This window comes from Rhodoferax sp. TS-BS-61-7 (assembly GCF_002943465.1).
Classification (GTDB): domain Bacteria; phylum Pseudomonadota; class Gammaproteobacteria; order Burkholderiales; family Burkholderiaceae_C; genus Allorhodoferax.
In genome coordinates this window covers 1,163,934-1,187,458 of record NZ_PTQY01000001.1, presented here as the reverse complement: position 1 = coordinate 1,187,458, position 23,525 = coordinate 1,163,934, and the positions used below count along the sequence as shown (strand labels likewise).

The following is a 23,525-nucleotide window of genomic DNA, read 5'->3' as shown; positions in this document are numbered from 1 at the left end:
GCAAATTGGCGCTGTGAGCGGTGAGTATAGCAACGGCGGTATTTTCGGGGGCTAATCCGCCAAGGCGGTGGGGCTGGTGCACTTGATCCACAACTGCGTCACCGCCAGAAACTTGTTGGTCTTGGCCCCGTCGGGCCCAAAATCGATCAGGCGCAGCTGTTGCTGCTGCGGGCGGCCTTGCGCATCATCAAAGCGCACCGGTATGCCGTTGCGTAGCAAGTTGTCCACCTCGCGGTTGGCTGCCGCCAGGCTCATGGCTTGGCGCCGGTCGGCCAGTAGCGCCAATGCGGCATCCACCGTGGCCTCTGGCACATCGGGATTCAGACGTATGGCTGCCTCACGCAGCCGCTGGGGCAGCAGCACATCGCGCTTGTCCAAGCGACCGGAGCCATAGTTCAGGTCGGCGGGATCGACCGTGTAGCACTCCAGCACATCAAAGCCACACACATGCTGCAAACGCTGCAACAGCGCCTGCTCGATCTTGTCTTCGGTGATGAAGTTCGGCATGGATTAATGATAGGACGCAAAAAAGCCCGCCGAAGCGGGCTCTCGTGACTAGCGGCCAAACAACTCAGAGTGCGTTCCAGCACGAACAAATATCACGTGGTCTGCCTCCAGTTTGTAAATCAACAGCAAATCACCCTTGGCATGGCATTCACGGTGGTCAGCCCATTCGCCAATCAGCTCATGGTCTAGCCACTCTGCTGGTAGCGCCCCTTCATTGGCAATCAAGAGCAGCATGACGTCCTTGAGACGCCTCATATCCTGTTTGCCTGAGTGAGTCAGCTTCTCCCAATCTTTGCCAAATTGCCGCGTGTAATCAGCCTTTCTTGGCAGAGGCGCGCGCTTTGCCTTTGCCGGCTTGTTTGTCGAGACCATCAAAAAGTTCTTTCGCAGAGCCGTAGCGCGCCGCCGACATTGCGCGAGCCTCCATCATTGCCGCAACCGTTTCTGGTGTGGGTTTGCGTACCTCGAAAGGCAAGCCCCCCACCTCCACCACCTGCCGCAGAAACAACCGGATAGCACCGCTCAGGTCAAGACCCAAATCGGCGAGCACTTCGGTAGATTGTTTCTTCAAGTCAGGCTCAATCCGCGAACGGACTTCGGCTGACTTTCCATACGTTGCTGCTTGCATAGTCGTTTAGTCGTTTAGTCGTTTAGTCGTTTAGTCGTTTAGTCGTTTAGTCGTTTAGTCGTTTAGTTTTTGAGTATTGCGTTTGATTGAATTTAGATTTGAAATTTTTTTGCAGTACGTAGCCACATTGTAGCTACAAACGTGCTTTCATCAACAAAGCAACTTTCATAGCTAACGCTGCAGATAGCCGACCTTACAATTTGTATATACATACATTGATGGAAATCCTTAGAATTCTGAATCTTTTCGATAATTTCTGTCTAGCTATTCACACTTAAGTGGGCGATTTTTGAGGATTTCAACCACTTTTGACTGGAGTCATTCTGTAGATACACGTAGATGAAAATAACTAAGAAGATTAAGGGCACCTCCAAAGCATGGGACGAGCGACTGCTGGGCGCTGATGCGCGATCAGTAGCCACAGCAGAGCCAAACGCAGATACCGCCGTGAACGACGCCCTAGGCTTGAAGCTCATCTCTATCCGCCTGCCTGGCTCGCTGATTGAAGACTTCAAGAACATTGCCACCATCAACGGCGGCATGGGCTACCAAACCCTGATGCGCCAAGTGCTCCAGCGCTTTGCTGCGAGCGAGCTGAAAATGATCGCCCGCGGCTATGCCGAGCAAGTGCAGCGCGCCAAAGCAGAAGAAGCCACTACCGCACCAGCTCCGCGTGCACAGCAGAAAAAAGCCGCTGAAAGACCCGTCGCCCAAACAAGAAAACCCGCCTAGGCGGGTTTTCTTGTTTGCGAGGCTTCATTTACATGAAAATCGGCCCCTAGACCTTGTGGAATATGCGCGAGCAGCTATCAAAATCATAGTGAACTAGGCGTCCACGTTCACCATGCCCGGCGGAAAGCGGATGTCCAGCGCGTCCACGGACAGCTTGCCGGAGATCAGGCGGGGGAGCAGGGCGTCGCGGGTGGTTCTCGGCGCATCAGCCCCATATGATGGCGGCGATACCCAGCCCCACAAAGATCAGCGCCGACACCAAGTGCACCACACGCAGCGGCACCAAGCGTGTCATGCGTTCGCCCAGCCAGACCACGGGCGCATTGGCCAGCATCATGCCCAGCGTGGTACCGGCCACCACCCAGAAGTAGGCGTTGTACTGCGCAGCCAGCATGACGGTGGCGATCTGCGTTTTGTCGCCCATTTCGGCCAGAAAGAAAGCGACGACGGTGGTGCCGAATACGCCCCAGCGCGGCTGCGCGTCGGTATCCTCGTCGTCCAGCGTGTCGGGGATCAACATCCACACCGCCATGGCAATAAAAGAGGCACCCAGAATCCAACGCAGGGTGGTGGGGCCGATGACCGTGGTGACCCAGGCGCCCAGCGCGCCAGCCATGGCGTGGTTGGCCACGGTGGCCACCAAGATGCCCCAGACGATGGGCCAGGGTTTGCGAAAACGCGCGGCGAGGATGAGCGCGAGCAGCTGGGTTTTGTCGCCCATTTCGGCCAGCGCAACGATACCGGTGGAGAGGAGAAAAGCTTCCATGACGAGATCCATGGCCGGGGACCTACCAATGACTGCACGACACCCCCGGCCGAAATCAGAGGCGTGCAGTCAAAGGTCTCGCCAAAACCCGCGTGACGGGCCCTGCTTGCGCCATGGGTACCGTTGCCGGCACCACAAGTCTGTTGACGCAAGCCCCTCTCAATAAAGAAGGGCGGCTACTCCCCAATGACAGCCTCCATTGTAGCCGCCAGCCTCCCAGGCCATGCCAGCCCCAATCTGGCGCACTTTTTGCTTGATTTTGGTGCACAACGCAAATTTCATTGAGATTTGCACCAATAAGCAGCATTTCAATTCAAGAGGACCTTATGGAAGCACTCAAACAGGGCGCGGATGCCTTGTTCATCCTGCTCGGCGCCATCATGGTGTTGGCCATGCACGCCGGTTTTGCCTTTTTGGAACTGGGCACGGTACGCCGCAAAAACCAGGTCAACGCGCTGGTGAAGATCCTGGTGGACTTCTCGGTGTCCACCGTCGTCTACTTTGCGGTGGGCTACGGTGTGGCCTATGGCACGCATTTTTTCATCGGCGCCGAACAGCTGGCCAGCCAAAACGGCTATGCGCTGGTGAAGTTCTTCTTCCTGCTGACCTTTGCGGCCGCCATTCCCGCCATCATCTCGGGCGGCATTGCCGAACGCGCCAAGTTCTGGCCGCAGCTGATTGCCACGGCGGTCATCGTTGGCGTGGTCTACCCCTTCTTTGAGGGCATCGCCTGGAACCAGCACTTTGGCGTGCAGGCCTGGATCAAGGGCCTGACCGGCGCCGAATTCCACGACTTTGCCGGCAGCGTGGTGGTGCACGCCGTGGGCGGCTGGATTGCGCTGGGCGCCGTGCTGCTGCTGGGCGCGCGCAGCAACCGCTACCGCAAAGACGGCGCCATCTCCGCGCACCCCCCAAGCAGCATTCCGTTTCTGGCCCTGGGCGCATGGATTCTGATCGTGGGTTGGTTCGGCTTCAACGTGATGAGTGCACAGATGCTGGACAAGATGTCTGGCCTGGTGGCGGTGAACTCCCTCATGGCCATGGCGGGCGGCACGCTGGTGGCCCTGCTGATGGGCAAAAACGACCCGGGCTTTGTGCACAACGGCCCCTTGGCTGGCTTGGTGGCGGTATGCGCCGGCTCCGACCTGATGCACCCCCTGGGCGCACTGGTGGTGGGCGGTGTGGCTGGCGCCATTTTTGTGGTCATGTTCACGCTGACGCAGAACAAATGGAAGATTGACGACGTGCTGGGCGTGTGGCCGCTGCACGGCCTGTGCGGTACCTGGGGCGGCGTGGCGGCCGGCATTTTTGGCAGTCAGGCGCTGGGTGGGCTAGGCGGCGTGAGCTTAGGGGCGCAGGTGATAGGCACACTGATGGGCGTGGCCTGGGCCACCGCCAGTGGGTTTGTGGTCTACGGCGTACTCAAGGCGACCATGGGGCTGCGCATGAGCCAGGAAGAGGAATTCGACGGTGCCGACCTCTCCATCCACAAAATCAGCGCGTCGCCAGAGCGTGAGGCCAACTGGTAGTCACTGATGATGGAAAACAATTGAGTCTGCCGGACGAGAATTGAGTTCGTCGAACCGTTTGAATGAAATAAGCCCGGCGACGCCGGGCTTATTTTTTGAGCTCATCCAACAAGTGCCTACGGCCACGGAACATCACCCACGGTAGACAGACCCAGAATGGCTAGAAATAATGGCGTGTCGTGCAACTCGCGTCAGCTCTCAGCATAGAAAGCAACGCACCAACGCTGCACGCGTGATCGGTTATCACAACCTCAAGGGAGTCACCCATGCGCCTTGCGACCTTCAACGTCGAAAACATGTTTGACCGGGCCAAGGCCTTGAATGGTGCGAATTGGGCTGAAGGCAAGCCCGCGCTGGAAGCGCAGAAAGAGCTCAATACGCTTTTTGAGAAACCTAGCTACAGTGCCGCTGACAAGAAACGGATGCTCAAGCTCCTGACTGACAACGGCCTGCTCAAGACCGATGACAGCCCCTTGCTCATATTGCGCAAGATTCGGGGGCAACTGATCAAACGCCCCCGCGTAGGTGAAGCCGAGATTGTTGCCTCAGGCCGCAAGAGCTGGATCGGATGGATCGAACTCAAAACGGAACCGGTCAACGAAACCGCCACCCTCAACACAGCGCGGGTGCTTCACGCCATTGCCGCGGATGTACAGGCCGTCATCGAGGCGGAAGATCGGACAACCCTGCGTCTCTTCAACGAACAGGTTCTCAAGAATGTTGGCGGAAAACCCTTCGATCACGTGATGCTGGTGGATGGCAACGACGAGCGCGGAATAGACGTCGGACTGATGACCCGGGCCAAGTACCCCATCCTGTCGATTCGCTCGCATGTGGATGACACAGACTCCAAAGGGATCATCTTTAGCCGTGACTGTGCGGAGTATGAAATCGGACTACCCAAAGGGAAACGCCTGTGGGTCTTGGTCAATCACTTGAAGAGCAAGGGATATGGCAGTCAGGCGTCGAACGATGCCAAACGCAAGCGACAAACACAACGTGTGCGTGCGCTCTACGACGCCCATCTGGCAGCGGGTGACAATTTGGTGGCCGTGGTTGGGGATTTGAACGAAATCCCTGGCAATGGGCCTATGGATCCCTTGCTGCGGCAAGGGAGCACACTGGGAGATATCTCAAGCCACCCCAAGTTTGTCAGTGGAGGAAGGGCAGGTACCCATGGCAACTGCGGCCCCTCCGCCAAACTTGACTACATCCTGCTGTCACCCGCCCTTTATGCCAAGGTCACCGCAGCCGGAGTCGAGCGCAGAGGCATGTGGGGTGGTGTTCATGGAACGCTTTGGCCGCATTTTGAGGAAGTGAGCAATGCGGATGAAGCTGCATCAGACCATGCTGCACTTTGGGTTGATTTGGACATTTAGTCATGTATCGACAACAAAGTGTCACACGTCCAAACCACTGACGACCCGATTTGTAGATGTGACAAATCATGGCCCAGACTTTGGTTCGACTGACTCCATGACTCCTTCGCCAACATCTAGCACCAATTAAATCAATCACTGAGGTGAGAAGATTCCAACGAGCAGCTATGAAAATCATAGCTGCTCGCGCATACAGAACGGGCGCTATCGCCCATTTTTGCATTCAAACACCGCCTTAATTCAGTGCCAGCACTTTCTTCACCGCCACCAGCCCGTCTTCACCGCTGAAGGTTTTGACACCGGCCAACCAGGCATCCAGTACCTTGGGGTTGGCCTTGAGCTGTTTGGCAGCGGCCGCTTTGGCGTCCACCTTGGTATCCAGCACCTCGGAGATGGCTTTGTTCTCCAGGTCCACCGTGAATTCCATTTGCGCAAACAGGCGGCCCACGTTGGGGCACTGGGTGGCGTAGCCCTTGCGGGACACGGTGTTCACCGTGGCGCTGCCGTAGTTGGGGCCAAAGTAGTCCTTGTCGCCATCCAGGTAGCTGATGCGGAACTTGGTGTTCATCTGGTGCGGCTCCCAAGCCAGAAACACGATCCAGTCCTTGCCTTTCTCTTTGCGGGCCACCTGGCTCAGCATGCTTTGCTCGCTGGATTCCACCAGCGACCAGCCCTCCAGACCATAACTCTTGGCGTCGATCATCTTTTTGATGTTCTGGTTGGCGGGCGAGCCGGACTCGATGCCGTAAATCTTCTTGTCAAACTTGTCGGCAAACTTGGCCAGGTCGGCAAAGGTTTTCACCCCGGCGTCCGCCACATAACTGGGCACCGCCAGCGTGAACTTGGCGCCCGGCAGGTTAGCGCGCACCACTTCCAGTGCGCCTTCTTTCACCAGGGGCTCCACCAGCGCTTTTTGCGCGGGCATCCAGTTGCCCAAAAACACATCGACCTGCTCTTTTTTCACCCCCACATAGGTGATGGGCACGCTCAGCGAGGCCACTTTTTGTTCGTAGCCCAGGGCGCTGAGCACCACGCCGGCAAAGGCGTTGGTGGCGGTGATGTCGGTCCAGCCCGGATCGGCCATGCGGACCTGGCGGCAGGACTCGGGCTCGGCAGCCTGCGCCTGGCTGGCGAACAGGCCCAGTGCCGCAGCAAAGGACGCAATAACAAAACGATAACTTCCCATGGTGAACTCCTGAAAGGTGAGGTGAAACAGTGGCTTAAACAGTGGCTTGGGCAGAACGGACAATCGGAAAACGGGCACGCGCCTCCAGCGTGTCGAGGGCTATGTGGTTGCGCATATAGCGCTGGCTGGCGGGCTGAAAGGGCTGGTGGTCCCAGGGCTGGACGACGCCCTGGCTTTGGGCTGCGTAATGGAAGCGGCGGCGCTTTTGGCTGGCAATTACTTTGGCCGTCAACGCGGGCATGTCCCAGCGCTGGGCCACCTCGGCGCGCAAAGCCTGCACCGTGGCTGCGTGGGCCGGGTCAGTTGCCAGGTTGTGCAGCTCCCGCGGGTCGGCGGCCAGGTCATACAACTGGTCGGGGTCCACCGGGGTGTGTACGAACTTGAGGTGGCCGCGGCGCAGCATCACCAGCGGGGCAATCGCCCCTTCACCCAAAAACTCACCGATCACCTCGTCATGCCCACCGCTGCCGGTCAGGTGCGGCCACAGGCTGCGGCCATCCAGCGGCTCGGGCAAGGCGGGTGCGGCCCCGTCAAACGCCAGATCCACCAGCGTGGGCAAGATGTCTACCAGTGACACATTGGCGGCAACGCGCGCCGCCTTGAAACGCTGGGGCGCGTGCACGATCAGCGGGATGCGGCTGGCGTTCTCAAAGTAGTTCATCTTGTACCAAAGGCCGCGCTCGCCCAGCATGTCGCCATGGTCGGACAGCACCACGATGATGGTGTTGTCGGCCTGGCCGGTCTGCTCCAGTGTTTTGAGGATGCGGCCCATCTGGTCATCCACATAGGACACCGCGCCGTAGTAAGCGTGGCGGGCGTTACGCACTTGGTCGTCGCTCACCGGGGTGCGGTCCATGTCGCTCACATGGCGCAGGCGCTGGGTGTGGGGGTCGCGCGGCACCATGTCGTCGCGCACCTGGGGCATGTCGATGTCTTCATGGCGGTAGCGGTCCCAGTAGTCGCGGGGGATGGCATAGGGGTCGTGCGGGTGGGTCATGGAGACCACCATGCAGAAGGGACGCGTGTCCTCATCACGAGCCATATCAAACAGCTTTTGCTGCGCGAGGAATACCACCTCGTCGTCAAAGTCCAGCTGGTTGGTGCGCACGCACAGGCCGGCGTCCAGCACCGAACCCATGTTGTGGTACCAGCTGGGGCGCACCTCGGGCTGCTCCCAGTCCGGCGTCCAGCCGAAATCGGCGGGGTAGATGTCGGTGGTCAGCCGCTCCTCGAACCCGTGGGTCTGATCGGCACCGCAAAAATGCATCTTGCCGGACAGCACCGTGCGGTAACCCGCGTGGCGCAGGTGGTGGGCAAAGGTCAGCACCTCGGACGGCAACTCGGCCGCGTTGTCATAGGCGCCGATGCTGGATGGCAACTTGCCGGACAAGAACACATAGCGCGAGGGTGCGCACAAAGGGCTGTTGGTGTAAGCCGACTCAAACACCACGCCGGCCGCGGCCAGCGCGTCGATGGTGGGCGTCTTGCTCACGGTGTTGCCGTAGGTGGCCAGGGCTGACGCCGTCAGCTGGTCGGCCATGAGGAGGAGGATGTTGGGTGGGCGCACGTTCAAAGTACCGGTGTAAACATAAAGGCGGGTTATGCAATGGATTCAGTCTAGGCACGCAAAACCTGCGCGTGAAGACATCTATTACTTATGGCGGCATAAACTGTGCTTATGCAAGACATGCGCCGCCTCCCCCCTTTGCAAAGCCTGGTGTTTTTTGAAGCCGCGGTGCGCCACCTGAGCTTTACCGCTGCGGCCCAGGAGCTGGGCACCAGCCAACCGGCGGTGAGCCAGCGCATCGGCCTGCTGGAAGACGACCTGGGCGTGCCCCTGTTCAAGCGGGAGCACCGGGGCGTGTCGCTCACGCCCGAGGGCTTGCAGCTGGTGACCGCGGTGCGCGAGAGCCTGAGCAGCATTGGCGAGGTGGCCGCCAAAATCCGGGCGCGGCGCGAGCGCCAGGTGCTGACCGTGGCCACCGACTTCGGCTTTGCCACCTATTGGCTGATGCCGCGCCTGGCCGCACTGCGCGAGCTGGTGCCGGAGCTGGATGTGCGCATCGTCACCAGCCAGAACCAGTTCGACATCCGCGGTGAACCGGTGGACATGGCAGTGGCATTTGGCGACGGGCATTGGCCCGGCTGCAGCGCCACCCCCTTGCTCCCCGAAATCGTGGTGCCGGTGTGCAGCCCGACTTTTTATACCCGGCAGCGCCTGAGCGGCCAGGCAGCCGACCTGCGCACGCTGCCGCTGCTGCACCTGGAGAGTGCCGAACCCCAGCGCTGGCTGCTGTGGGAGGGCTGGTTTGCCGCCCATGGCCTGCGCAGTGCGGGCGCCGGGCACGACCTCACGCTCAACAACTACCCGCTGGTCATCCAGGCGGCCATGGCCGGGCAGGGCGTGGCGCTGGGCTGGGCCCCGCTGGTGGATGCGCTGGTGCGCAGCGGGCAACTGGTGGCCGCGGTGGCCGCACCGCAGCGCACGGCGCGCGGCTACTTTCTGGTGGAGCCCAACACCCGGCGCAACAGCGAAGCGCTGCACCGCTTTCGCCGCTGGATGGTGCAGGAATGCGCGCAGGCGCTGCAAGCCAGTCCGTTCAAGCCCCCGTCAGATTTATAGCCAAACAAGCACTTGGTGCTTATGGAATATGCGCGAGCAGCTATGTATTTGATAGCAACCAGGTTTCCATCACATCACCATGCAGGGGTTTGCTGCCCAGGTAGCCCTGCATGACATCACACCCCAGGCTGATGAGCATGTCGCGCTCGGCGGTGGTTTCCACACCTTCGGCGGTGACCACCAGATCCAGACCGTGGCCCATCTCAATCATGGCCTTGACCAACCGCTGGCTGGCGGGTGCCGCGTCAATGCCATCGACAAAACTGCGGTCGATTTTGAGCTCACTCACCGGCATCTTCTGCAGGTAGGCCAGCGAGGAGTAGCCGGTGCCAAAGTCATCAATGGACAGCGGCATGCCAACCGCGCGCAGGGCGTGCAGAAGGGCCAGGCTTTTCACGGCGTCTTGCATCACCCCGCTCTCGGTCACCTCCAGGCGCAGGCGTTGTGGATCGACTCCGCTGGCAGCCACCTTGGCGGCCACACGCAGCGCAAAACCCGGGTCTTGCAGGTCACGCGTGCTCAGGTTGACGGCGATGCTGAGCTGGGGGTAGGTGCTGGCCCAGCGCTGCAAGGTGTGCAGGGCCTGGTCCAGCATCCAGTCGGTCACCATGGTGATGTATCCGGTCTGCTCGGCAAACGGCACAAATTCAGCCGGCGACACAAAACCACGCTGCGGGTGCACCCAGCGCACCAAGGCCTCGGCCCCCACAGGCTGGCCGGTCTGCAACGACAGCTTGGGTTGCAGCCACATTTGCAGCTGGGACTGGGCCACCGCCGTGCGCAGGTCCGACACCAGGCTCAGGTGGTCCAGGCGCGCGGCCTCCTGGGCGGCGCTGTACCAGGTGTGGTCCAGCGCGGCGCGTTTGGCGCTGTGCAGCGCCACCTCGGCATTGCGCAGCAGGGCATTGGCGGCCACAGCATCCTGCGTTTCGGCACCGGCCAAGCCACACGCAATCGCCAGGTCCACGCTGTGACCGCTGCAGGCCACCGACTGCGCCATGGCCGCACTGAGTGCCAGGCGCAGTTGCTCCACTTCATGGCGGCTGGCCGCCCGAACGGCCATGGCAAAACTGCCGCCCGCCAGGCGTGCCACCACGCCACGCGGCCCCACCCAACCGCGGGCCATGGCGGTCTGCAACACGGCCTGGCTGCGCGTGGCCAGCTCTTTGATCAGGGTGTCGCCGGTGGCAAAACCCAAGGTTTCGTTGATGGCCTTGAGCCGGGCCAAATCGATCAGCAACAGCGCGTTGTAGCCTTCCGGCACGGGGTGTTGCGGGTAGAGCAGTGCGGTGCGGTTGGGCAGGCCGGTGAGGCTGTCCTGGTAGGCCAGCCGCACGATTTGCTGCTCGCGCTGCGCCACTGCATCGGCCATGGTGTTGAGCGCCTGGCCCACGCGGTCTACCTCCTGGGTACCCGTATCCGGCATGCGGTGGCGGTAGTCACCCTGGGCAATTTGCAAGGCCGCGGTCTCCAGCCGCGCCAAGGGCGCCACCACACTGCGGGTGGTGCGCCAGGCCACCACCGCAGCGAGCGCAACACCCAGCAACGATGCGGCGCCAACCCACAGGGCCACGCGCTCAAACAGCGATTGGGCCGCCGCCAGTTGCTCTTCGACCCGCTGGCGCTCACGCTGCAACAGGGCGCCCGATTCCCGCAACATCGCGTTCAGGGCCGGGTTCACCTGGTCGTTGAGGGCCCGCGCGGCGGCGGGCAGGTTGTCGGCTTCAATCTCGTCCACCGTGGCAATAAACGCCTCGGCATAGGTGGTGCGGGCCTCCACCAGGCGACGCAGGGTGGCTTCCTGTTCGACATCCTTCAGCCCTTCGGACAGCGATTCGATGATGCCGTCCAGCGTGCGGTTGCGCGCATCCACATCGGTGTACTCTTTGACACGGTCTTCGCGCGGGGCATGCACCAGGCGCACCAGGGCGCTACCCACACCTTCGGTTTGCAGCGTCAGGGCCTGCACCCGCAGCAGGCGCTGCATGTCACCCGTGGCAAAACGCTGGGTGAGGTCCGACATCAAGCGCAGCTGCCAACCCGACTGCAACAGCGCCAACAACACCAGCCCCACCAACACCCCCAGCCCCAGTGCCAGCCGCCAGGCAATGCGCGTGGGCCACAGCCCCCGGCGCGTGGCGGGTGTGGGCGGCGGAAAGGGAGCGGCGGGCATGGCGCGAGCTTACGCCCCGCGAAGCACCCAACGCCGCAACACCGGCCCCAGCGACCAGGGGCCGCAGCCATACAGCGCCAAGGCGGCCAACAACACGCCCCAGGTGATGTGCTGCTGCAGCGCCGCCGGGGCAATCTCGGCCAGCGCCAGCACCGCCACCCCATTCACCACGCTCAGGCCCAGCGCCGCAAAACGCCCAGCCAGGCCCAGCACCAGCAACACGGGCAAAACCAGCTCACCCGCTGTGCCGAGCGCAGCAGCCACCGCGGGCGAGAGCAGGGGCACGTGGTATTCATCGGCAAACAGGGCCAGGGTGATGTCCCAGTCGCGCAGCTTGGTCAGGCCCGAGAGGAAAAACACCTGCGCCACATACAGCCGCGCCAGCAGGGCGGCCAGGGGCTGCAGGGTGTTAAGGCTGCGCTCCAGACGGTCCCACAGCGCAACAGCGCGGGTGGTCCAGGAAGCACTGGGGGTTTGCAAAGAGGGCATGGCGGTAGGCGTCATCGCAGGGTGGCGGGGGTGGAAGAATCAGGGGGCGTGGACGGCCAACAGCAGTCCGCTTTGCACGGCGTCGGTGAGCCAGGCGTTGATGTCGAGTTGCGGGGCAACATCCAGAGCGGGCCCCAAGGCACGGCCCTGCAGCAGGGTGGATACGAACACCACCTCCCCGGGTACCGCCTGCCGCAGGCGCGGGCGGTAGCCCTGGCGCCAGACCACCACATCTTCGGCCTGACCTGCGCGCAAGCGGGTAGCGGCTTCGGCCAGCGTTAAGCCTTCCTGCAAATGCGCCCGCACCAGGCTGGCCGTGGGCCAGGGGCTGCACAACACAGCGGTGCCGGGGGCCAGTTGCAGCCGCAGGGTGTCCAGGTCGTGGCTGCCCAACAGGGCCAGGGTGGCGGGTTGGAGTTCGGCATCAGCCGCACTGGCACAGGTGTGCAGCGCCCACTCCACCCGTGCCACATCGGCCAGGTAGGGCTCGTCGGCCAGCTGCGGGCTGGTCGCCACAAAATCGGCCAGCGTGCCCCCCCACTGCGCCATATCACCACGCTGCGGGGGGCTTGCGTGCCACAGCGCACGCGCCAGGGCGGCAAAACTCTCACCGCCCAGCATCTGCGCCAGCACCGGGTAGGCCGCCAGCAGCGCGCGCTCGGCCAGGGCGTGGCCATTGGATTGGTAGGCTTTTAGGCCTCTAGCGCCCATGGAATCTGCGCAAATAGCTATGTTTTTTATAGCACCTTCAGTTTCGGGCACAAACAGGCTTTCCAGCAGCTGCTGTTGCTGCAGTGCCAGGGCGCTCATGCCAAGGCCTCCGCAGTGGCAGCGCCGCGCACGGCGTGGCCTGCATGGCGGGCGGTATCGGCCTCCTCCAGCAACACGTCCAGCGCAGGCACCTCGGTGTCCCACTCCACCAATGTGGCCACGGGGCCAAAACGTTGCAAGGCATGCCGGTGCAGCGCCCACACCGCGGGGCTGACCCGGCTGCCGTGGTCATCAATCACGATCTCGCCATGCGCATCGGCCACATGGCAGTGGCCCGCCACATGCAGCTCGCCTACGGCATCGGGCGGAATGGCGTCCAGCCAATCGCGGCTGGCTTGCAGCGGATCGGCAAGTTGGCCCGCCAGTTCGGCGTTGCGCGCATTCACATAAATGTTGTTCACATCCACCAGCAGCAGGCAGCCCGTGCGCCGGGCCAGAGTGGTCAAAAAATCAGTCTCCGACCAGTCGTGGGCGTCTGCGCTGTTCCAGCGCACATAGGCCGACAGGTTTTCCACCATGAAGCGGCGCTGCAACCGGTCTTGGACCTGCTGCACATGGCGGCACAACACGTCCAGCGCCTCGTCAGAAAACGGGATGGGCAACAGGTCTGCGCCGTGCACGGTCTGCGCCCCCAGGGTGCCACGCGCAAAACAGGCGTGGTCGCTCACCCGCACGGGGTCCACCCGCTGCACCAGGCGGGCCAGCTGGTCCAGGTGCCAGGGGTCCAGCCCCACCGCCGAGCCCAGCGACAGCCCCACGCCGTGCAGGCTGATGGGGTAGTGCGCCCTGGCCTGCATCAGCACGGCCAATGCAGCACCACCGCCGCCAAAAAAATTCTCGGAGTGGACTTCCAGAAAGTCCAGTGCGGGCTGCCGCTCCAGCAGCTCCGCGTAATGGGGGTGCCGCCACCCGATGCCGACCTGGCCGCGGGGCGCGGGCACAGGCATGTCGGGGTAGGTGGCGGTCATGGGCAAGGCAATCAGCTCTTCATCTTCTTGGCGTCTTCCATGGACAGGCCCTTCATGTCCTTGCAGGTGCCTTTGGCGACGTACTTCCATTCACCCTTGTCCATGTCCACCTTGGACTGGCCGGCGCAGGAGTGGCTGCCAGAGAGGTTGGCACAGTCATTTTGTCCGGCCTTGGCAATACCAAAGCATTTTTCTTTCTCTTGGGCGGCCACGGGGGCAGAGGCCAAGGCCAAGGTCATCAGGCTGGCGGCGGTGGCGGCGATCAGGGCACGTTGGTTCATGAGAAAACTCCTAGGTTGGAAAGAGAAACAACCAGATAGGCTTGGCACGGAATTGCGCCAGAACGCTGGTTGAAGGTTAGTCCGGCAGGGTTGGCATTTCTTACAGTACCCCCGCTTGATAACACGCGCACACGGGTTTTCCCTTGGCTGCAAACGTGGTGCCACCGCGCAACCGTACACTGCAACCACACCAACCCGCAAACCCCCATGCCCAGTTTTGAACAGCAGGTCGCCGACCTCCGTGATTACCTCCTCAAGTTTGCACGCCTGCAATTGCGCAACGAGGCCTGGGCCGAAGACGCCGTGTCCGAGACCGTGTTGGCCGCGATCGCCAAGCCCCAGGCGTTTGACAGCCGCTCCCAACTCAAAACCTGGCTGGTGGGCATCCTCAAACACAAGATCATTGACGCCCTGCGCCACCACAGCCGGGAAGCCACCACGCTGGATACCGATCCCGACCACCAAACAGATCCGCTGGACCTGATCGCGTTCCAAGCCGACGGCCACTTTAGCCAAATGCCCTCCGAGTGGGGCAACCCGGAGCAGGACGCAAGCCGCCGCCAATTTTTCGAAATCCTGGAGGCTTGCACCAACAAGTTACCGGCAGTCCAGGGGCGGCTGTTCCTGATGCGCGAGTGGCTGGAACTGTCCAGCGAGGAAATTTGTAAGGAGCTGCAGCTCACGCCGACTAACCTTTACGTACAGCTGCACCGCGCTCGCCTGCGTTTGCGCGAGTGTCTGGAGATGCACTGGTTTGCAAAGGCCGTTCAACCATGATGCCATTCCGAAGGACCTGCCGAGAAGCGGCCGCCCTGCTCGTCGCCCGGGAAGACCGCCCGCTGGGCACAGGCGACCGCATTGCGCTGCGCTTGCACCTGCTCGCCTGCGCAGCCTGCCCCCGGTTCGAGCGCCAAATGCTCACCATGCGCAACAGCATGCAACAGTGGCGCCACTACGCAGAGGAAGAACCGGATTCCGCCACAAACCCTATAAAAAATAAAAATTAGGTGGCTTTTAAAAACTAGCGCATAATGGTCTTGCATTGCCCAGAGTACGGGTGTGCAAGTTTGCGGTGTTTAGTCAGTTTCGCGTCTGCTTTAAGTCTTCACTGGTTTGTTGATTGCGGTTAAGGACTCCATCGCGTTTTGAGTTATTTTGAGGAGTCCCTCCATGGGCAACAAACTTTACGTAGGCAACCTGCCTTATTCTTTCCGTGACGAAGACCTGCAACAAGCGTTTGCGGCACACGGTTCCGTTTCCAGCGCCAAAGTCATGATGGAACGCGACACCGGTCGCTCCAAAGGCTTCGGTTTTGTGGAAATGGGCAGCGATGCTGAAGCACAAACCGCGATCAACGCCATGAACGGTCAACAGTTCGGTGGCCGCGGTCTGGTGGTGAACGAAGCCCGTCCCATGGAACCACGTCCTCCCCGTTCCGGCGGCTTCGGCGGCGGTGCTGGCGGTGGCGGCGGCTTCGGTGGCGGCGGCCGTTCCGGTGGTGGCGGCTACGGCGGCGGCGGTGACCGCTCCGGTGGCGGCGGCTACGGTGGTGGCGGTGGCCGCTCCGGTGGCGGCGGCGGTGGTGGTTACGGCGGTGGTCGTAGCAGCTACTAAGCAGCACACAGCAAGTACTTGTACTTCGCAAAAAAGGGACCTTCGGGTCCCTTTTGCATTGGAGAAGCTGCGTTTAAGCCTCGTCTTGCCGGCGTTTGCGCGGACGTCCTGCCAACACTTTGTCAAACAAAGCATTCGGCAACATACGCAAAGCCTTGGCCACCAACCCCATCTGCCACGGAATGACGCGGTAAGTGGCACCCTGCGCAACCGCGTCAAACGCGCGATCGGCAAACGCTTCAGGCTGCATCAGGAACGGCATGCCATAGCGGTTCTGGCGCGTGAGTGGCGTGTCAATGTAGCCGGGGCACAGCGTGACAACCTTGACACCACTGCTGCGCAACTCACCACGCAAAGATTCGCAGTAGTTGATCACGGCAGCCTTGCTCGCACAGTAAGCGCCATGGCCTGGCAGCCCGCGGATGCCGGCGACACTGCCAATGCCCACCAAAGCCCCGCTGCCCCGCTGCTCCATGGCACGCACAAAGGGGTGGAAGGTGGCCGCCAGCCCCACGTTGTTGGTGCTGAAGGTGCGCACCATCACGTCCAGATCACCGCGCACCCCGGTATCCATACCCACGCTGATGCCCGCATTGGCAATCACCACATCGGGCACCCCCAGCTCCGCCAAGCAGGCTTGACCGGCGCCCACAATGCTGTCGATGTCCGACACGTCGGCGCGGTACACACGGTAGCGGGCCGCATCCAACGCCTGGCTCTGGGCCCAGGCCTGGATCTCTTCGGTACGGCGGGCCACCAAGGCCAGCGTGTAGCCGGCTTGGTAGTAACGCCAGGCCAGGGCTTGGCCAATGCCGCTGGAGGCACCCGTAATAAAAATCAAAGCGGCCATCGGTTGCTCCAAAGCATAGATACGGGTTTAGCGGGACTCTGGTACCAAGGTGCCTCGCACACGTCCGCGCAGCTGCATCACTTGGTCCACATTGTCAAATTCCATGGCATCGGCCGTGAACCGGTCTTTGCCGCGGGTGAGTTCCACGGGCTGGTGGGACTTGACCATTTCGGTGTCCATAAACGCGTGCAAAAACTCACCACGGTATTCCATGCGCGGCGTTGCCTTGCCAGCCGCAGTGTTGTCCGCTTCGCGCACCACAACGGCCTTGCCCATGAGTTGGACTTCCGAACCACTGTCATTGGTCAACCCGCGCAGTGCACTGGCCGTGGTGAGGCGGCCCTGGGCATCAAAGGAGCGGATGCGGATGCTGTCGATTTCGATCCATTTCGTGTCGGGGTAGTGGCGCGCCACATCCCCTTGCACCTCGGACCGCATACGCCCCGTCGCATCGTAGGTCTTGATGGAAAAGCCATGCATGAAGTAGTCGGGCTCGTGCCCACGCACACGTTCCGCCTGGGCGACCTCAGGCACGGGGGTGCTTCGCACCAGCCAGTAGGTCCCCAGCGCCAGCGTCCCCATCACCATCAGGGGCAGGTAGAGCAGAAAACGCTCCCAAGCTTCGTACAGAAAGTTTTTCACTGGGTGTAGGTTCCGAGCAGGTCAGCATACCGCCCGCTGGCCACCAGCAACAAGTCACACAACTCACGCACCGCACCGTGACCACCGGGTACACGGGTCACGTGCTGAGCGGCACCCAGCACCTCAACATGGGCGTTGGCCGGGGCACAGGCCAGTGCGGCGCGCCGCATCACGGGCAGGTCGGGCCAGTCATCCCCCATGGCGGCCGCTTGGGACCAATCCAGGCCCAGTGCCTTCAGGGTCTGCTCAGCGGCTGGTCGTTTGTCTTCGGTGCCAAAGTGGGCGTGCACCACACCCAGCGCCTGCAACCGGACCCGCAGGGCTTGCGAATCACGCCCGGTGATGATGACCGGGGTGATACCCGCTTTTTGCAACAGCTTCAGGCCATGCCCATCCAGGGTGTTGAAACGCTTGAGGGTTTCGCCGGATTCGGAGAACAGCAGGCCACCATCGGTCAAGACGCCATCCACATCGAAAAACACCACCTGGATGCCCTGGGCGCGGAGCAAGAGATCGGGCGCAAACTGAATATGAGGAAGGGCCGCCATCAGATGACTTTCGCGCGCATGAGGTCGTTGCTGTTCAGTGCGCCGCACAGGGCACCCTGGGCATCCACGACCAACACGCTGGTGATGCGTTTGGCCTCCATCAGATCGGCCGCGTCCACCGCCAGTGCATCCATGTTGATCATGTAGGGGTGCGGGTGCATCAGGTCGCGGGCGGTCTTCGCGCGCAAATCCACGCCTTGCTCCAACATGCGGCGCAAATCACCATCCGTAAAGATGCCCAGCACCGATCCATCGACCTCAACCACGGCCGTAGCGCCCAGACCTTTGGCGCTCATTTCCCGCATCAGCTCGCTAAATGTGGCCGTGGGCAGCACTTTGGGGACAGCGTCCCCGGAGCGCATCACGTCGCTCACATGCGTCAACAACTTGCGCCCCAGCGCCCCCCCAGGGTGGGAGCGTGCAAAGTCTTCTGCGCGAAATCCCCGCGCGTCCAACAAGGCAACCGCCAGCGCATCACCCATCGCCAACTGGGCCGTGGTACTAGCGGTCGGCGCCAGGTTGAGCGGGCAGGCTTCTTTGGACACACCGGTATCAATCCACAGGTCTGCGTAACGCGCCATCATGGACTCGGACTTGCTGGTCATCGCCACCAAGGGCGCGCCGAGTCGCTTGAGAACCGGCAGGATGGCCGCCATTTCCTGGGACTCGCCACTGTTGGAAATCATCAGCACGAGATCGGTCGCGGTGACCATGCCCAGATCACCGTGGCTGGCTTCGGCAGGGTGCACAAACAGCGCAGGCGTACCGGTGGAGGCCAGTGTGGCCGCAATCTTGCGACCCACATGGCCACTCTTGCCCATGCCCATCACCACCACACGACCCTGGATGGCAAGAATGCGCTCCACGGTCTGGGCAAAACTTTCCCCCACACGGTCCTTGAGGCCCAAAACGGCCGCGGCCTCGATGTCAAACGTTTCTTTGGCCAGAGCCAAAGCCCGGTCGGCGCGCGAAGACCCGCCGCTTGCTGCATATGCTGTCATGCGCGCATTTTATAGACGCGCATGTCTCTTGCTAGTATGGCGCCATGACTGGACTGGAAATCACACTGCTTTACCTGCTGGCTGCCGTGCTGGGGGTGGTGGTGTGCCGCTCGCTCAAGTTGCCCCCCATGTTGGGATACCTGGCGGTAGGCGTGGTGATTGGGCCCAATGCATTGGCGCTCTCGCAAAACTCCGACGGTGTGCGCCACCTGGGCGAGTTTGGCGTGGTGTTCCTGATGTTTGTGATTGGCCTGGAGTTCAACCTGCCGCGGTTGCGTGCCATGCGCAAACACGTGTTCGGGCTGGGGCTGTTGCAGGTAGCGGTCACCATTTGCCTAGCCACCGCAGCCACCTTGGGCATGGCGGCCTTGTTCCCCCGTATCTGGAACATGGAGTGGCAGGCCGCGCTAGCGCTGTCCTGCGCCCTGGCCATGAGCAGCACCGCCATCGTGGTCAAACTAATGGTGGAGCGGCTGGAGATGGACTCCGAACACGGCAAACGCGTCATGGGGGTGTTGCTGTTCCAGGATTTGGCGGTGGTGCCTTTGCTGGTGCTGATTCCCGCCTTGGGCGCCTCTGGCGAACAACTGTTTGAGGCACTCGCACTGGCCGCACTAAAGGCGGTGGTGCTGGTTACGGTGCTGCTGGTGGGGGGACAACACCTGATGCGGCGTTGGCTGACCCTGGTGGCGCGCCGCAAAAGTGACGAGCTGTTTGTACTGAACCTGTTGTTCATCACCCTGGGCCTGGCCTGGTTGACCGAACTGGCGGGGCTGAGCTTGGCACTGGGCGCCTTCATTGCCGGCATGCTGATTTCGGAAACCGAATACAAACACCAGGTGGAAACCGACATTCGTCCCTTCCACGATGTGCTGTTGGGGCTGTTTTTCATCTCCATCGGCATGCTGCTGGACTGGCGTCTGGTGTTGGAGCGCTGGCCCTTGGTCTTGCTGCTGGTGGTTCTGCCCATCGTGTTCAAAGCCGCGCTGGTCACCGGCCTGGCCAAGGTGTTAGGGGCCTCATCGGGCGTGGGCCTGCGCACCGGCCTGTACCTGGCCCAGGCGGGTGAGTTCGGCTTTGTGCTGCTGACCCTGGCGCAAAAAAACTCCCTGGTGCCACCTGCTTTGCTGAACCCGATTTTGGCCAGCATGGTGCTGTCGATGCTGGCCACGCCCTTTATCGTGATGTACAGCAACCGCATCGTGATGAAACTGGTGAGCAGCGAGTGGCTGTTGCAGTCACTGCAGATGACCACCATCGCGCGCAAGTCCATCAGCGCCAACCAGCACGTCATCATTTGCGGGTTTGGCCGCTGCGGACAAAACCTGGCGCGCATGCTGGAGAACGAAGGTATTCCCTACATGGCACTGGACCTGGACCCGGACCGGGTGCGCCAGGCCGCCGCGGCCGGGCACTCGGTGGTGTTTGGTGATGCCGCCCGCCTGCAGGCCCTGATGGCGGCCGGACTGGCCCGCGCCAGTGCCGTAGTGATTACGTATCTGGGCGAAGGCGCTGCCCTGAAGGTACTGAGCAACACCCATGCCCATGCGCCCCAGGTGCCGGTCATTGTGCGCACCCAGGACGACCATGCCTTGGACAAGCTACGCGCCGCCGGTGCCACGGAGGTGGTACCAGAAGCGATTGAGGGCTCGCTGATGCTGGCCAGCCACGCACTGGCCCTGGTGGGTGTGCCCATGCGACGTGTGATCCGTATCGTGCAAGACCAGCGGGATGCCCGCTACAACCTCTTGCGCGGTTTCTTCCATGGTGCCGACGACGACTCTGTGGACGAGTTGCAACAAGAACGCCTGGTCACCGTGAACCTGCCACTGGGTGCCAAGGCCTCGGGCAAACCCTTATCCCACTTTGATCTGGAAGCGCTGGACATCCGGGTGCTGAGCCTGCGCCGCAGCAATGGCGCCAGCTCCCGCGCCGAAGCCCGCACCACGCTGGAGGGCGGCGATACGCTGGTGCTGTCCGGCAAGGCCGAGGCACTGGCCATGGCCGAGCAGAAGCTGCTCAAAGGTTAGCCCCTGCGCTGCACCGTTGGGGGCACAATAGCGCCTGCCTTCATTTCTGCACCTGCCCCGTTTCTATGCAACACCTCAGCGTCAACCAATACCTTCGGGACAATATTCGCACCGTGCCCGACTGGCCTGCGCCAGGGGTGCAGTTCCGTGACATCACCCCGCTGTTGCAAGACGCCAAGGTCTTCCGGGTGTTGATCGATGCCTTTGTACACCGCTACATGGACCCCAGCATGCGGCCCGATGTGGTGGCCGGGCTCGATGCCCGTGGCTTCATCCTGGGCGCCGTGGTGGCCTACGAATTGAACATTGGCTTTGTCCCAATCCGCAAGAAAGGCAAGCTGCCATTCACCACCGTGGAAGAGACCTATGAGCTGGAGTACGGCAGCGCCACCGTAGAGCTACACACCGATGCCGTGAAGGCGGGTGACCGTGTCCTACTGATTGATGACCTGATCGCTACCGGCGGCACCATGATGGCGGGCAAAAAGCTTCTGGAGCGCCTGGGCGCCCATGTCATGGAAGGTGCCGCCATTGTTGACCTGCCCGAGTTGGGCGGTTCCGACCGGTTGCGTGAATCCGGTCTGCCCTTGTTCACCCTGGTCGATTTTGCGGGCCACTAAGGCCCGCTGAGGCCGCTCAGTTCAGGTCGCCGTACTGGGTACCACTCAGCGGCGAATTGCGGTCATCCAATTCCGTGTCCTGAAAACTGGGGGGTGCCGGATTGCGGCGTCCAGAACGCACAATTTCTCCGGGTGCCGACAAGGCGGTGGGCGAAGGGATGGCCGCCAGGGCCTGCTTGAACGCCGCCACTTCGTCCGCCTGCAAAGGCTCATACCGCGGGGCTACAGGTGCCACCGCCACGGCAGCCACAGGTACGGCCACTACCGGCGCTGCGCTGGCACTGCGTGCCAGACCCGCCGTCACGTGTTCGTTAACACGCCAGTACACCGCTGTAACCAGAATGTCGTGCCGGGACTTGGCCACCTTGGCGATGTGACTCTCCATGTCTGCCAAGCGCTGGGGGTCTCCCACGTTCTGGCGCGCCATGTCCATCATGATCAGGTACTGCCGGCCCCGGGAATCGAGGGATAACACCTTGAATTTGTAGCTGGTAGACAGCAGGCCAGCGCGGGTCATGGACTCGCGCACCACCGCATACAACAGCTCGCGGCGCTCCAAGCGTTCATTTTTGCGGTTGGCAGCACTGCCCGGCACAGAATTCGGCCCCTTGGAACGTGACTTGCCACTGTGGTTAAAGGGCAAGGTGGCATCGATATGGCCCAGGCCAGAGCTTTCTGCGGCAGGCGGCGGGACCTGCGTTTTTTTGGAGAACCAACGGAACAGGGACATTGTTATTGCTTTCGGGGGCTGGGAGCGATGGAGTGTAGTGCAGGCTATTTGCCAATGCAAAACTTCGAGAAGATCACACCTAACAGGTCATCCGAGCTGAACGCACCGGTAATTTCGCTCAGTGCGTTCTGGCCCAGACGCAACTCTTCAGCCAACAGGTCCAGGGCATTGGCACCCATGCCCAAGTGGGCATGGGCTTCCATCAAATGGGCATCCACCTGGCGCAATGCCTGCAAGTGGCGTTGGCGTGCCATGAAGCTGCCACCCGCCGAAGGCTGCCAGCCAGCGGACACCAACAAGCGCTCCCGCAGGGCATCCAGGCCCATACCGGTTTTGGCCGACAAGACAATGCCCGTATCAGGCGCCACCTCAGGCACCGCATCGGCCTTGTTCCAGACATGGATCACCGGTGTGTTTTTAGCAAGCTTTTGGGCTAAAGCACCCGTAATATCTGCGTCAGCAGCTATGTATTCCATAGCACCCTGGCGTGTCAGGTCATGCAGAAACAACACCGCATCGGCCTCCTCAATGGCTTGCCAGGCACGTGCAATGCCGATCTGCTCCACGGCATCGTCACTGCTGCGCAGGCCAGCCGTGTCCACCACGTGGATGGGAATGCCCTTGATCTGGATGGTCTGTTGCACCTTGTCCCGCGTGGTGCCCGCAACGGGTGTGACGATGGCCAGCTCGGCGCCCGCCAATGCATTGAGCAAGGAGGACTTGCCGGCATTCGGCTGGCCAGCGATGACCACGGTAATGCCCTCGCGCAGCAAGGCTCCCTGGGTGGCCTGCTGCAGCACCTGCTGCACGGTGCCCTGCAGTGTTTGCAGTTGCCCCAACGCATCCGCTTTCTGCAGAAAGTCGATTTCTTCTTCCGGAAAATCCAGCGTCGCCTCGACCAGCATGCGCAGATGGGTCAGCGCTTCGAGCAGCGTATGCACCTGCCGGGAGAATGCCCCCGCCAACGACTGCGTGGCACTGCGCGCCGCCGCTTCGGTGCTGGCATCAATCAAATCGGCAATGGCCTCCGCCTGGGTCAGGTCGATCTTGCCGTTCAGAAAAGCCCGCTGGGAAAACTCACCGGGTTCGGCAATGCGCAGCCCCGGCAAGGTCGCGCCACCCGACCCACTGGGGACAGTAGCCGCCAGCTCCAGGCAGCGCGCCACCAGCAATTGCAAGACGACGGCACCACCATGGGCCTGCAGCTCCAGCACATCTTCACCGGTGAAGGAATGGGGTGCCGGAAAGTACAAGGCCAGCCCCTGGTCCAGCGGCTGGCCTTGTGCATCGGCAAAGGGCAGATAGGTGGCTTCGCGTGGCCGCAAGGTGCGGCCCAAGAGGGCCTGGACAAACCCGGAAAGGTCTTTACCGCTGATGCGGACAATACCCACGGCCCCCCGTCCAGGGGCCGTGGCCACAGCCACGATGGGGTCGCTTTGGCGTGTCAGCACAGCTGCA

At 61.8% G+C, this 23,525-nt stretch carries 26 protein-coding genes and 1 riboswitch; of the genes, 9 read left to right on the top strand and 17 right to left on the bottom strand.

All coding sequences use genetic code 11. The annotated features are described in order from the left end of the window. Positions 1–51: 51 nt before the first annotated feature. From C5F53_RS05625 to C5F53_RS05615, 3 genes are read right to left on the bottom strand one after another with little or no spacing between them, the layout of a single operon-like run. Complete coding sequence (locus C5F53_RS05625) at positions 52–507, bottom strand: type I restriction endonuclease (RefSeq protein WP_105260284.1); 456 nt, start codon at positions 505–507, stop codon at positions 52–54. 48 nt (positions 508–555) lie between these two features. Beyond that, complete coding sequence (locus C5F53_RS05620) at positions 556–879, bottom strand: type II toxin-antitoxin system YafQ family toxin (protein WP_105260283.1); 324 nt, start codon at positions 877–879, stop codon at positions 556–558. Continuing rightward, positions 821–1,135 carry a type II toxin-antitoxin system RelB/DinJ family antitoxin gene (locus tag C5F53_RS05615; RefSeq protein ID WP_105260282.1) on the bottom strand — a complete coding sequence of 105 codons (315 nt, stop codon included), beginning with the start codon at positions 1,133–1,135 and terminating at the stop codon, positions 821–823. The genes C5F53_RS05620 and C5F53_RS05615 overlap by 59 nt, the downstream gene beginning before the upstream one ends. A 447-nt stretch (positions 1,136–1,582) precedes the next feature. Here C5F53_RS05615 and C5F53_RS05610 point away from each other — a divergent pair, with 447 nt between their 5' ends. Beyond that, positions 1,583–1,867: a hypothetical protein gene (locus C5F53_RS05610; protein WP_146097300.1), complete on the top strand. Its 285-nt coding sequence runs from the start codon at positions 1,583–1,585 to the stop codon at positions 1,865–1,867. Between the two features lie 205 nt (positions 1,868–2,072). Here C5F53_RS05610 and C5F53_RS05605 read toward each other — a convergent pair whose 3' ends face one another. Further along, positions 2,073–2,633: a TMEM165/GDT1 family protein gene (locus C5F53_RS05605; protein ID WP_105260280.1), complete on the bottom strand. Its 561-nt coding sequence runs from the start codon at positions 2,631–2,633 to the stop codon at positions 2,073–2,075. Between the two features lie 4 nt (positions 2,634–2,637). Continuing rightward, positions 2,638–2,836, bottom strand: a riboswitch (yybP-ykoY riboswitch). Positions 2,837–2,959: 123 nt separating this feature from the next. On the opposite strand from C5F53_RS05605, the gene C5F53_RS05600 reads away from it, so the two are divergent. Next, positions 2,960–4,162, top strand: a complete 1,203-nt coding sequence (locus tag C5F53_RS05600) for an ammonium transporter (protein ID WP_105260279.1) — start codon at positions 2,960–2,962, stop codon at positions 4,160–4,162. Between the two features lie 266 nt (positions 4,163–4,428). After that, positions 4,429–5,541, top strand: a complete 1,113-nt coding sequence (locus C5F53_RS05595) for an endonuclease/exonuclease/phosphatase family protein (protein WP_105260278.1) — start codon at positions 4,429–4,431, stop codon at positions 5,539–5,541. 235 nt (positions 5,542–5,776) lie between these two features. Here C5F53_RS05595 and choX read toward each other — a convergent pair whose 3' ends face one another. Beyond that, positions 5,777–6,727, bottom strand: coding sequence for a choline ABC transporter substrate-binding protein (gene choX / locus C5F53_RS05590; RefSeq protein WP_105260437.1), 951 nt, complete (start codon positions 6,725–6,727; stop codon positions 5,777–5,779). 34 nt (positions 6,728–6,761) lie between these two features. Next, on the bottom strand, positions 6,762–8,267 hold the full coding sequence (gene betC, locus C5F53_RS05585) for a choline-sulfatase (protein WP_105260277.1): 1,506 nt from the start codon (positions 8,265–8,267) through the stop codon (positions 6,762–6,764). Between the two features lie 138 nt (positions 8,268–8,405). Between betC and C5F53_RS05580 the strand changes: the two genes are divergently transcribed. Next, positions 8,406–9,350, top strand: coding sequence for a LysR substrate-binding domain-containing protein (locus C5F53_RS05580; protein WP_105260276.1), 945 nt, complete (start codon positions 8,406–8,408; stop codon positions 9,348–9,350). A 40-nt stretch (positions 9,351–9,390) separates the two neighbouring features. Here C5F53_RS05580 and C5F53_RS05575 read toward each other — a convergent pair whose 3' ends face one another. Genes C5F53_RS05575 through C5F53_RS05555 form a run of 5 tightly spaced genes read right to left on the bottom strand, consistent with a single transcriptional unit; the run spans position 9,391 to position 14,032 of the window. Next, the gene (locus tag C5F53_RS05575) at positions 9,391–11,523 is read right to left on the bottom strand and encodes a bifunctional diguanylate cyclase/phosphodiesterase (protein WP_105260275.1); all 2,133 of its coding nucleotides are present in this window, start codon (positions 11,521–11,523) and stop codon (positions 9,391–9,393) included. A gap of 9 nt (positions 11,524–11,532) precedes the next feature. Then, a complete protein-coding gene (locus C5F53_RS05570; protein WP_105260436.1) occupies positions 11,533–12,012 on the bottom strand; it encodes a DoxX family protein in 480 nt (159 codons plus the stop codon). Positions 12,013–12,051: 39 nt separating this feature from the next. After that, on the bottom strand, positions 12,052–12,822 hold the full coding sequence (locus C5F53_RS05565; protein WP_105260274.1) for a putative DNA-binding domain-containing protein: 771 nt from the start codon (positions 12,820–12,822) through the stop codon (positions 12,052–12,054). Next, a complete protein-coding gene (locus tag C5F53_RS05560) occupies positions 12,819–13,751 on the bottom strand; it encodes a DUF692 family multinuclear iron-containing protein (RefSeq protein WP_236635220.1) in 933 nt (310 codons plus the stop codon). The genes C5F53_RS05565 and C5F53_RS05560 overlap by 4 nt, the downstream gene beginning before the upstream one ends. Before the next feature lie 11 nt (positions 13,752–13,762). Next, complete coding sequence (locus C5F53_RS05555) at positions 13,763–14,032, bottom strand: DUF2282 domain-containing protein (RefSeq protein WP_105260273.1); 270 nt, start codon at positions 14,030–14,032, stop codon at positions 13,763–13,765. A 207-nt stretch (positions 14,033–14,239) separates the two neighbouring features. Here C5F53_RS05555 and C5F53_RS05550 point away from each other — a divergent pair, with 207 nt between their 5' ends. The 3 genes from C5F53_RS05550 to C5F53_RS05540 all read left to right on the top strand — a co-directional run bounded on the left by C5F53_RS05550 (position 14,240) and on the right by C5F53_RS05540 (position 15,646). After that, positions 14,240–14,809, top strand: a complete 570-nt coding sequence (locus tag C5F53_RS05550; RefSeq protein ID WP_105260272.1) for a sigma-70 family RNA polymerase sigma factor — start codon at positions 14,240–14,242, stop codon at positions 14,807–14,809. Then, on the top strand, positions 14,806–15,039 hold the full coding sequence (locus C5F53_RS05545; RefSeq protein ID WP_315480166.1) for a zf-HC2 domain-containing protein: 234 nt from the start codon (positions 14,806–14,808) through the stop codon (positions 15,037–15,039). Before C5F53_RS05550 ends, C5F53_RS05545 begins: the two co-directional genes overlap by 4 nt. Positions 15,040–15,202: 163 nt before the next feature. Continuing rightward, entirely contained in the window at positions 15,203–15,646 is a 444-nt protein-coding gene (locus tag C5F53_RS05540) for an RNA-binding protein (RefSeq protein ID WP_105260271.1), read from the top strand. A gap of 73 nt (positions 15,647–15,719) precedes the next feature. Here the strand turns inward: C5F53_RS05540 and C5F53_RS05535 are convergent, their stop codons facing one another. Genes C5F53_RS05535 through C5F53_RS05520 form a run of 4 tightly spaced genes read right to left on the bottom strand, consistent with a single transcriptional unit; the run spans position 15,720 to position 18,687 of the window. Beyond that, positions 15,720–16,496: an SDR family oxidoreductase gene (locus tag C5F53_RS05535; protein WP_105260270.1), complete on the bottom strand. Its 777-nt coding sequence runs from the start codon at positions 16,494–16,496 to the stop codon at positions 15,720–15,722. Between the two features lie 27 nt (positions 16,497–16,523). Then, complete coding sequence (gene lptC, locus C5F53_RS05530; RefSeq protein WP_105260269.1) at positions 16,524–17,138, bottom strand: LPS export ABC transporter periplasmic protein LptC; 615 nt, start codon at positions 17,136–17,138, stop codon at positions 16,524–16,526. Beyond that, on the bottom strand, positions 17,135–17,686 hold the full coding sequence (locus C5F53_RS05525; protein ID WP_105260268.1) for an HAD family hydrolase: 552 nt from the start codon (positions 17,684–17,686) through the stop codon (positions 17,135–17,137). The genes lptC and C5F53_RS05525 overlap by 4 nt, the downstream gene beginning before the upstream one ends. Further along, positions 17,686–18,687: an SIS domain-containing protein gene (locus C5F53_RS05520; protein ID WP_105260267.1), complete on the bottom strand. Its 1,002-nt coding sequence runs from the start codon at positions 18,685–18,687 to the stop codon at positions 17,686–17,688. The genes C5F53_RS05525 and C5F53_RS05520 overlap by 1 nt, the downstream gene beginning before the upstream one ends. Positions 18,688–18,731: 44 nt before the next feature. Between C5F53_RS05520 and C5F53_RS05515 the strand changes: the two genes are divergently transcribed. Together C5F53_RS05515 and C5F53_RS05510 are read left to right on the top strand one after the other, a co-directional pair. Further along, positions 18,732–20,717, top strand: a complete 1,986-nt coding sequence (locus tag C5F53_RS05515; RefSeq protein WP_105260266.1) for a monovalent cation:proton antiporter family protein — start codon at positions 18,732–18,734, stop codon at positions 20,715–20,717. Between the two features lie 65 nt (positions 20,718–20,782). Then, positions 20,783–21,337: an adenine phosphoribosyltransferase gene (locus C5F53_RS05510; protein WP_094476681.1), complete on the top strand. Its 555-nt coding sequence runs from the start codon at positions 20,783–20,785 to the stop codon at positions 21,335–21,337. A 16-nt stretch (positions 21,338–21,353) separates the two neighbouring features. On the opposite strand, the gene C5F53_RS05505 is transcribed toward C5F53_RS05510, so the two are convergent. Both C5F53_RS05505 and mnmE read right to left on the bottom strand, forming a co-directional pair. Then, positions 21,354–22,067 carry a hypothetical protein gene (locus C5F53_RS05505; RefSeq protein WP_105260265.1) on the bottom strand — a complete coding sequence of 238 codons (714 nt, stop codon included), beginning with the start codon at positions 22,065–22,067 and terminating at the stop codon, positions 21,354–21,356. Positions 22,068–22,111: 44 nt separating this feature from the next. After that, positions 22,112–23,518, bottom strand: a complete 1,407-nt coding sequence (gene mnmE / locus C5F53_RS05500; protein WP_105260264.1) for a tRNA uridine-5-carboxymethylaminomethyl(34) synthesis GTPase MnmE — start codon at positions 23,516–23,518, stop codon at positions 22,112–22,114. Positions 23,519–23,525: the final 7 nt, after the last annotated feature.

Bases quoted from the DNA above. Each gene is read 5' to 3' on its own strand.
- C5F53_RS05595 (WP_105260278.1), top strand. From the start codon at position 4,429: ATGCGCCTTGCGACCTTCAACGTCGAAAACATGTTTGACCGGGCCAAG.
- C5F53_RS05550 (WP_105260272.1), top strand. From the start codon at position 14,240: ATGCCCAGTTTTGAACAGCAGGTCGCCGACCTCCGTGATTACCTCCTC.
- C5F53_RS05600 (WP_105260279.1), top strand. From the start codon at position 2,960: ATGGAAGCACTCAAACAGGGCGCGGATGCCTTGTTCATCCTGCTCGGC.
- betC (WP_105260277.1), bottom strand. From the start codon at position 8,267: ATGGCCGACCAGCTGACGGCGTCAGCCCTGGCCACCTACGGCAACACC.
- C5F53_RS05555 (WP_105260273.1), bottom strand. From the start codon at position 14,032: ATGAACCAACGTGCCCTGATCGCCGCCACCGCCGCCAGCCTGATGACC.
- C5F53_RS05525 (WP_105260268.1), bottom strand. From the start codon at position 17,686: ATGGCGGCCCTTCCTCATATTCAGTTTGCGCCCGATCTCTTGCTCCGC.
- C5F53_RS05510 (WP_094476681.1), top strand. From the start codon at position 20,783: ATGCAACACCTCAGCGTCAACCAATACCTTCGGGACAATATTCGCACC.
- C5F53_RS05625 (WP_105260284.1), bottom strand. From the start codon at position 507: ATGCCGAACTTCATCACCGAAGACAAGATCGAGCAGGCGCTGTTGCAG.
- C5F53_RS05560 (WP_236635220.1), bottom strand. From the start codon at position 13,751: ATGACCGCCACCTACCCCGACATGCCTGTGCCCGCGCCCCGCGGCCAG.
- C5F53_RS05580 (WP_105260276.1), top strand. From the start codon at position 8,406: ATGCAAGACATGCGCCGCCTCCCCCCTTTGCAAAGCCTGGTGTTTTTT.
- C5F53_RS05605 (WP_105260280.1), bottom strand. From the start codon at position 2,633: ATGGAAGCTTTTCTCCTCTCCACCGGTATCGTTGCGCTGGCCGAAATG.
- C5F53_RS05505 (WP_105260265.1), bottom strand. From the start codon at position 22,067: ATGTCCCTGTTCCGTTGGTTCTCCAAAAAAACGCAGGTCCCGCCGCCT.
- C5F53_RS05575 (WP_105260275.1), bottom strand. From the start codon at position 11,523: ATGCCCGCCGCTCCCTTTCCGCCGCCCACACCCGCCACGCGCCGGGGG.
- C5F53_RS05520 (WP_105260267.1), bottom strand. From the start codon at position 18,687: ATGACAGCATATGCAGCAAGCGGCGGGTCTTCGCGCGCCGACCGGGCT.
- choX (WP_105260437.1), bottom strand. From the start codon at position 6,727: ATGGGAAGTTATCGTTTTGTTATTGCGTCCTTTGCTGCGGCACTGGGC.
- C5F53_RS05570 (WP_105260436.1), bottom strand. From the start codon at position 12,012: ATGCCCTCTTTGCAAACCCCCAGTGCTTCCTGGACCACCCGCGCTGTT.
- C5F53_RS05615 (WP_105260282.1), bottom strand. From the start codon at position 1,135: ATGCAAGCAGCAACGTATGGAAAGTCAGCCGAAGTCCGTTCGCGGATT.
- C5F53_RS05620 (WP_105260283.1), bottom strand. From the start codon at position 879: ATGGTCTCGACAAACAAGCCGGCAAAGGCAAAGCGCGCGCCTCTGCCA.
- C5F53_RS05535 (WP_105260270.1), bottom strand. From the start codon at position 16,496: ATGGCCGCTTTGATTTTTATTACGGGTGCCTCCAGCGGCATTGGCCAA.
- C5F53_RS05540 (WP_105260271.1), top strand. From the start codon at position 15,203: ATGGGCAACAAACTTTACGTAGGCAACCTGCCTTATTCTTTCCGTGAC.
- C5F53_RS05545 (WP_315480166.1), top strand. From the start codon at position 14,806: ATGATGCCATTCCGAAGGACCTGCCGAGAAGCGGCCGCCCTGCTCGTC.
- C5F53_RS05515 (WP_105260266.1), top strand. From the start codon at position 18,732: ATGACTGGACTGGAAATCACACTGCTTTACCTGCTGGCTGCCGTGCTG.
- C5F53_RS05565 (WP_105260274.1), bottom strand. From the start codon at position 12,822: ATGAGCGCCCTGGCACTGCAGCAACAGCAGCTGCTGGAAAGCCTGTTT.